The sequence below is a fragment of the Caminibacter sp. genome (assembly GCF_053999135.1).
The window spans coordinates 1-7,697 of record NZ_JBMXVQ010000044.1 but is presented as its reverse complement, the minus strand read 5'-3'; the positions used below and the strand labels follow the sequence as shown (position 1 = coordinate 7,697).

Here is a 7,697-nt window from a genome sequence, read left to right as displayed (position 1 = left end):
TTTACATCAAAGTCAAAATCTGTTCTGTTTTCAAAATCTATCATTTTAAAGCCTTTTTTAGTAAAATTATACAAAAAGGCTTTCTATGAAAAAAGCGGTAGTGATTTTAAGCGGGGGTATGGATTCTGCAACTTCGGCTTTTATAGCAAAAAAAGAAAATTATGAAATAATACCTCTTCATTTTAATTACTCACAGAGAACTGAAAGAAGAGAATTAAAAGCGTTTAACGATATCTGCAACTACTTAAATATTCCGAAAGAAAAACGTTATATTATAGATATTCCGTTTTTTAAAAAAATAGGTGCAAGTGCGCTTGTTGATGAGAGCATAGAAGTTCCGGTTGACGGTATTAAACCCGGAATTCCCGTCACTTACGTACCGTTTAGAAACGGTATATTTTTAAGTATAGCGGCCGCCGTTGCCGAAAAAGAAGGCGCTGAGGCGATATATATAGGCGTAGTGGAGGAAGATTCAAGCGGATACCCCGATTGCACGGAAGAGTTTATAATTTATATGGAAAAAGCTATAAATACCGGGACTAAGCCCGAAACTAATATAACGATAAAAACTCCTTTAATTCATTTAAAAAAAGAGGATATTGTAAAAAAAGCATTGGAAGTCGGAGTGCCGCTTGAGCTTACATGGAGCTGTTATAAAGAAGAAGAAAAAGCGTGCGGGGTGTGTGACAGTTGCAGGTTAAGACTCAAAGGCTTTGAAAAAGCAGGTATAAGAGATAAAATTCCGTACAAGGGTTAGTATGCGTTTTTTAATTCTTTTAATTGCCGCAATGCTTTTTGCAAAAGACGTAACCTTGCAGTTTAACTGGCTCCCGCAGTTTGAATTTGCCGGATATATAGTTGCAAAGGAAAAAGGGTTTTATCAAAAAGAGGGTCTTAATGTAAAATTTTTGTATTATAATCCTAAAATTACCGTAATGGATGCGGTAAAATCAAAAAAGGCTGATTTCGGAATAGAAGAAATCGACGTATTTGAAAAATATTTAAAAGGCGAGCCGTTTAAGGCAATAGCTGCGATTTTTCAGGATTCTCCCCATGCACTGATGGCTATCAGGGAATACAATATTACCGATTTAAATGATTTAAAACATAAAAGACTTGCATTAAAATACGGTAAAAAAATACCGGTCGGTATTCAACTTATGCTCTTAAGTAACGGTTTAAATCTGAGTGATTTTAAACTTTATCCCGTAACATTTAATATTAATGATTTGATAAACAAAAAATATGACGCCATTACTGTTTATATTTCAAATGAGCCGTTTTTATTAAAACAAAAAGGCTACACCCCTGTAATTTTTTCGCCTAAAGATTACGGTTTTCATTTTTATTCCGGAATTATATTTACTACAAAAGAATATTTTGTTAAAAATCCAAAGACGGTGCAAAAATTTTTAAAAGCCACAATAAAAGGCTGGAAATGGGCTTTTTCGCATATAGACGAAACGGTTGATTTAATTTATAACAAATATAATCTTTTACATAAGTCAAAAGAGGCTTTAAAATATGAAGCAGATGTTTTAAAAAAACTGGCAGGTGAGAATATAGGCGAAATATCTCTAAACAGACTAGAGGAAATCAGCAATTATTATAAAATTTTGGGATTGAAGGTTAAAAAAGACGTTAAAAGTTTTATTTATGACCCCGGCAAAGTATATTTATCTGAAAAAGAAAAAGAGTATTTGCAACAACATAAAGTCTTTAATGTATGCATAGACCCTAACTGGCCTCCGATTGAGTATGTTGAGGATGGAAAACCCAAAGGAATTGCCCAGGATGTTTTAAAAATAGCGGCAAATAAATTAAACGTAAAATTTAACATCATAAAAACCAGGTCTTGGAAAGAGAGTATGAAACTCTTTAAAGAGGGTAAATGTCAGCTGTTGGCTGAAGCTGTTAAGACAAAAGAACGTGAAAAATTTGCATATTTTACCAAACCTTATTTAAGATATAAAATGGCTTTTATTACGCGTCAAGGCACGCCTTTTATAAATTCTATAGAGGAAGTTTTGAATAAAACGTTAGCCAGGCAGAAAAGCAGTGCGCTGATTGAAATATTAAAGCAAAAATATCCTAATATTAAGATATTAAAGACTGAGACGACCCTTGAAGCCTTTAAAGCTGTGGCTGAGGGAAGGGCATATTATACATTAGCCATACTGCCGGTTGCAAGTTATATAAACTATAAATATCTTTTAAATTTGCAAGTTTCTGGGTATAGCGATATAAATTACAATATCTCAATGGCTGTAAATAAAAAATATCCTTATCTTTACAGTGCCCTCTCAAAAGCGCTTGATACAATAGAGCCAAATGAAATAAACTCCATTACCAAAAAATATATGTATGCGGTTATTTCAAAAATTGATTATAAACTTGTGACAGGTGTAATTGTATCTTTTTTTATAATAGCTGTATTTTTTTATTACAGACATATATTGCTTAAAAAAATGAATAAACGTCTAAAAGATGAAGTTAAAAAGGCAGTGTCGGAAAAATTAAAAGCGATTTATGTGGATAATGTTGCTGGGTGTTATACGATAGCGAAAATGGTTGATGATAAAAACCCTGAAAAATACGCAATTATTCTGAATATTAGGAATTTCAGCAAAATAAATTCGGTTTACGGTTTTTCTGTAGGTGATAAGGTATTAAGAGCGGTATGTAAAAAATTAAAAGAAATAAAGCAAAACGTTTACAGGCTTGATGCGGATGAGTTTATAATTTTCAGCAATGACTATAAAAAAGATATTGAGAAAATAAAGGAAGCTTTTAATAAAGAAATAAAAATTAACAATCTCTATTTTAAACTCTCGTTTTATTTCGGTGTAGCGGAAAATAATGAAGATATACTCAGACATTTGACGGTTGCTTTGAAAACAGCAAAAAAGAACCTCTCGGAATATTTTGTATTTAAAAAAGAAGAAGAAAAAGAACTTAAAGATTTTTTTAAATTTAATGATTATTTATTAAAAGCAATTCATAATGAAGAAGGCTATTCAATTGAACCGTATTTTCAGGGGATTTATTCTTATAAAAACAAAAAAATAGGAAAATATGAAGCACTCGCAAGACTTATAGTAAAAGAGAAGGTATATACTCCGTATTATTTTATTGATATTGCCAAAACTTCAGGATTTATTACGGATTTGACCAATATAATGATAGAAAAAAGCATGAAAGCCGCTAAGGAATACGGCTTTGACGTATCGATTAATCTGACCGAAGAGGATTTTTTAAGGGATGATTTAATAGATTTTATCTGTAATAGAACAAAAAAATACGGGTTAAACCCTTCGTCTGTAACATTTGAAATACTTGAGAATATTGCAAACAAACAAATGAATGCAATTAACTATAAACTTAAAACCTTAAAGAAATTGGGATATAAAATAGCAATTGACGATTTCGGGGTGGAAAACAGTAATTTTGAAAAGATTGCGGATTTGGAGATAGATTATGTTAAAATTGATGCTAAATTTATCAAAAACATATACCGTAATAAAAAATCGCGTATTCTTGTTGAGTCTATTGTATATTTTGCCCATAAACTCAATATTGAAGTTATTGCGGAATTTGTGGAAAATGAAGAAATAGACAATATATTAAAAGAACTTGGCATTGACTGCGCTCAGGGATATTTTTATTCAAAACCACATAAAAAGGATACACATGCAAAAGAAAATTCAAACGGTAAAAACGCTTCTTGATTCGCTTCCGTTTATAAGAAAATTTTACGGTAAAACCATAGTGATAAAATACGGGGGAAGCGCTCAGATTGACGAAAAACTAAAAGAGAGTTTTGCAATAGATATTTTAATGCTTTATATGGTCGGGATTAAGCCTGTAATAGTGCACGGGGGAGGAAAAAGAATTACGGAAATTTTAAAAGCCCTTAACGTCAAAACGGAATTTAAAGACGGAGTTAGGGTAACGACTGAAGAATCAATAAAAATAGCGGAAATGGTTTTAAGCGGAGAGATAAATAAAGAGATAGTAAATATGCTAAACCAGCATGGGGCAAAAGCAATAGGTATTAACGGTAAAGATATGAGTTTTATGAAAGCAAAATCCCTTATAGGATATACGGGCGAAATTATTTCTGTTGACGGTGTTTTTGTAAATAAACTTTTAAGCGAAAATCTTATTCCGGTAATTGCACCTATTGCGGCGGGTGAGGGTGCCACACATCCCGGATACAATATAAACGCCGATACGGCCGCTAGTGAAATAGCCGCGGCGATAGGAGCTAAAAGGGTGGTGTTTTTAACGGATACGCCGGGAGTTTTGGATAAAGAAGGTAATCTTATCAGTTCTCTTAGCAGTAGAGAGATAGAAAAATTAAAAAAAGACGGAACGATTGGAGGGGGAATGATTCCAAAAGTAGACGCGGCTTTGAGCGCTGTTAGAAGAGGAGTGGAAAAAGCCCATATTATCGACGGAAGGGTTGAGCATTCAATTCTTTTAGAGCTTTTGACAAGCGAGGGAATCGGAACGGAAATAAAGGAAAAATAATGAATTATATATGGACGGAGCTATTTTTAATATTTTTGGCGGTTTTTTCAATGCTAAGTTGTTTGGTTTTTCTACTACTTAAGTACTTATGTGAGGTCTTACCATTTCGGTATAACTTTTGCTAAAATGGTATAAACCAATTTATGAAAGGAAATAGATGAAATATAAAGTAAAAAAACCGATTCCGGGATTTGAAAACGTAAATGAGGTGGAGCTTGTGGAGGTGGATAACAATTTTTCGATTTTAAAAGATGAAAAAGGAAATGTTTTATTTACTCTTATCAATCCTTATTCGATGAGGGAGTATGTGTTTGAAATTCCGGCCGATGTAAAGGTTTTGCTTGATTTAAACGATAATTCGGAGGTTTTGGTTTTTAATAATGTTGTTATGAAAGAACCTATTACCGAAGCCGTTGTTAATTTCAAGGCACCTTTTATTTTTAATCCTGAAAACAATACATGTGCTCAGCTTGTTTTGGAAAATGAGGGGTATGCAAAGATTGGAGATTTTATAAAAGAATAGTATAATTCGCCCTAAAAAAGGGTGAATTTGCCTTTATCAAAATTAAATAAAGAACAGTTTGAAGCGGCTACCGCTCCTGTTGGGCATAATCTTGTTATTGCCAGTGCCGGGACGGGGAAAACTTCCACAATAGTGGGGCGTATAGCATATCTTCTTCAAAACGGCGTTAAACCTTCTGAAATTCTACTGCTTACTTTTACCAATAAAGCCGCCGCCGAAATGAAAGACAGGGTTGCGTCGGTATTACCGCATGCAAAAGAGATAGAAGCCGGGACGTTTCATTCGGTAAGTTACAGATGGCTTAAAAAACTTAATAAAAACTTAGTGTTAAAACAGCCTAAGGACTTAAGAATTCTTTTTAAATCCATTTATGAAAAAAGAGATTTTTCCAGGCTTGGAATAGAAGAAAAACCTTATTCTGCAAATTATCTTTTCGATTTGTATTCGCTTTATCTTAATTCAAACGCCTCTTCTTTTGAAGAGTGGCTTGTAAAAAGAGCTCCTCTTCAAGAAGAGTATGCTTTGATTTATGAAGATATATTTGAAGAGTATGAAAACGTAAAAAAAGAACATAATCTGGTTGATTTTAACTCTTTGCTTATAGAAATGATAAAAGCTCTAAAAAGCGGTATTGAAAATCCTTACAGGGAGATACTTGTAGATGAATATCAGGATACCAATCCGCTTCAAAACGAATTTATAGAATCGGTAAAAAAAGAGGGGTTGTTTTGCGTTGGGGATTACGACCAGAGCATTTATGCTTTTAACGGGGCCGATATTTCCATTATTTCTACTTTTGATAAAAGATACGAAAATGCAAAAGTTTTTACTCTTAAAAAAAATTACCGAAGTTACGGAGAAATTTTGGAAATAGCCAACAGGGTTATTAAAAATAATCCCAGAATTTATCCCAAAAGTCTTGAAGTGACCAGAGGTTACAGCGGAGAATTTCCAAAAGTTTTAATATATAACGATACTTTTGAAGAATACAGGGATATAGCTTCCAGAATTTTGGCTTCTACGACAAAAAGAGATGAAATAGCCGTGCTTTTTAGAAATAATTCAAGTGCCGACGCTATTGAAGCAATGCTTAGGGAAAAGGGTATTGAGTGTAAAAGAAAAGGAGGGGTTAGTTTTTTTGAATCGCGTGAAATAAAAGTAACGTTGGATTTATTGACTTTTTTAGTTAATCCAAAAGACATTATGGCTTTTATACATATTTTTGAATATGCAAAAGGGGTTGGAAGCGCTATAGCCTCGGAAATTTTTGAAGCTTTGAATATTTTGGGAGACGGGAATGCTGTTAAAGGTTTTTTATCTCCGGATACATCCAAAAAGGTGTTTACAAAAAAAAGAACTTCTTATCAGCTGGGTCTTTTTGATGATTTCGTAACGCTTGGGAGTGTTGCCAAATTTAAGAATTTGGGTTTTGAAGAAGATTTTTTAAGTAATCCTGTTTTAAGACATCCAAAACTTTCTATTCAGGGAGCGGAGTTTTTGTATTGGTTTTATTCTTTATTAAAAAAAGTTAAAAGAATGAAAAATCCCCATTCCGTTTTTAACGAGGTTATAAATTCAAAAGTTTTTGAGGCTATAACAATTACGCTTGCAAAAGAGCGTTCAAAAGATAAAAACGGCAAAGGAGACAGGGGCAGGTGTGAGGAATCTCTTGAGAAGATAAAAAATAAGGTAAAAGTTTTAGGTAATCTTTTAAGAAACTACAACGATTTGGAAAGATTTTTAAACGCTATGGTTCTTGGAAGCAGCGAAATGAGTGAGGGAAGAGGCGTTAATCTTTTAACCGTCCATGCAAGTAAAGGGCTTGAATTTGAAGAAGTTTATATAGTGGATATGATGGAAGGCAGGTTTCCTAACATAAAGCTTTCTAAACCTGCCGGTGGAATAGAAGAAGAAAGAAGACTTTTTTATGTAGCGGTAACCAGGGCTAAAAATAAGCTTTTTTTTGCTTTGGCAAAAAGGGACAGGGTTAGAAATCAGGAATATGAACCTAGCAGATTTTTAACTGAGGCTGGATATCGTATGAACTGAGTTTTGAATAATTATTCAGTTGACATAGGGGGATAGGTGTGCTAAAATTGAGCTAAAAAAGGATGAGGATGAAAAATTTATCGGTAAAGAATAAAATTTTGCTTATTGTAATATCCTCGGTGATTCTTGTGAGTATTGTTTCAACGATGGTTGCCGTAAACAATATATATCGGGTAACCAATAAAAATATAGAAAATTTTAAAAAGACTATTATGGCTCAGAAGAAAAAAGAGCTTATGGACAAAAGTGAAATTATCGAAAAAATTGTTCTGTCTTATTATGACAGGACAAAACCGGAATCCATTGAAAAAAACGCCAAAGAAGATTTGGCTCAGCGAATGGATATCCTTTTTCACATAATAAATACTTATTATGAAAAAAATAAGGACAAATTAAGCGAAAGTGAACTTAAAGAACGTATAAAAGAGCTTGTAAAATCCGCAAGATACGGAAAAAGCGGTTATTTTTGGATAAATGATTTTAACTATAAGATGGTAATGCATCCTATAAAACCTCAGTTTGACGGAAAAACGTTTATCAATACTCCAAAAGTTCCCTTTGTAGAACTTGGAGTAAACGCCCTTAAAAAATG

At 33.1% G+C, this 7,697-nt stretch carries 6 protein-coding genes; all 6 read left to right on the top strand.

The annotated features are described in order from the left end of the window. Positions 1–85 precede the first annotated feature (85 nt). Positions 86–757: a 7-cyano-7-deazaguanine synthase QueC gene (gene queC, locus ACXJH6_RS03905; protein WP_456470458.1), complete on the top strand. Its 672-nt coding sequence runs from the start codon at positions 86–88 to the stop codon at positions 755–757. 1 nt (position 758) lies between these two features. Beyond that, positions 759–3,728, top strand: a complete 2,970-nt coding sequence (locus ACXJH6_RS03900) for an EAL domain-containing protein (RefSeq protein ID WP_456470457.1) — start codon at positions 759–761, stop codon at positions 3,726–3,728. Next, positions 3,691–4,533, top strand: a complete 843-nt coding sequence (gene argB, locus ACXJH6_RS03895) for an acetylglutamate kinase (RefSeq protein WP_456470456.1) — start codon at positions 3,691–3,693, stop codon at positions 4,531–4,533. Before ACXJH6_RS03900 ends, argB begins: the two co-directional genes overlap by 38 nt. Before the next feature lie 157 nt (positions 4,534–4,690). Next, positions 4,691–5,056, top strand: a complete 366-nt coding sequence (fliW, locus tag ACXJH6_RS03890; protein WP_456470455.1) for a flagellar assembly protein FliW — start codon at positions 4,691–4,693, stop codon at positions 5,054–5,056. A 27-nt stretch (positions 5,057–5,083) separates the two neighbouring features. After that, a complete protein-coding gene (locus ACXJH6_RS03885) occupies positions 5,084–7,105 on the top strand; it encodes an ATP-dependent helicase (RefSeq protein WP_456470454.1) in 2,022 nt (673 codons plus the stop codon). Positions 7,106–7,173: 68 nt separating this feature from the next. Beyond that, positions 7,174–7,697, top strand: a 524-nt coding sequence (locus ACXJH6_RS03880; protein WP_456470453.1) for a cache domain-containing protein, incomplete at its 3' end; no start/stop codon positions are given.

What these genes read in the sequence shown, in the direction of transcription:
- queC (WP_456470458.1), top strand. Translation starts at nt 86, where the DNA reads ATGAAAAAAGCGGTAGTGATTTTAAGCGGGGGTATGGATTCTGCAACT.
- ACXJH6_RS03900 (WP_456470457.1), top strand. Translation starts at nt 759, where the DNA reads ATGCGTTTTTTAATTCTTTTAATTGCCGCAATGCTTTTTGCAAAAGAC.
- argB (WP_456470456.1), top strand. Translation starts at nt 3,691, where the DNA reads ATGCAAAAGAAAATTCAAACGGTAAAAACGCTTCTTGATTCGCTTCCG.
- fliW (WP_456470455.1), top strand. Translation starts at nt 4,691, where the DNA reads ATGAAATATAAAGTAAAAAAACCGATTCCGGGATTTGAAAACGTAAAT.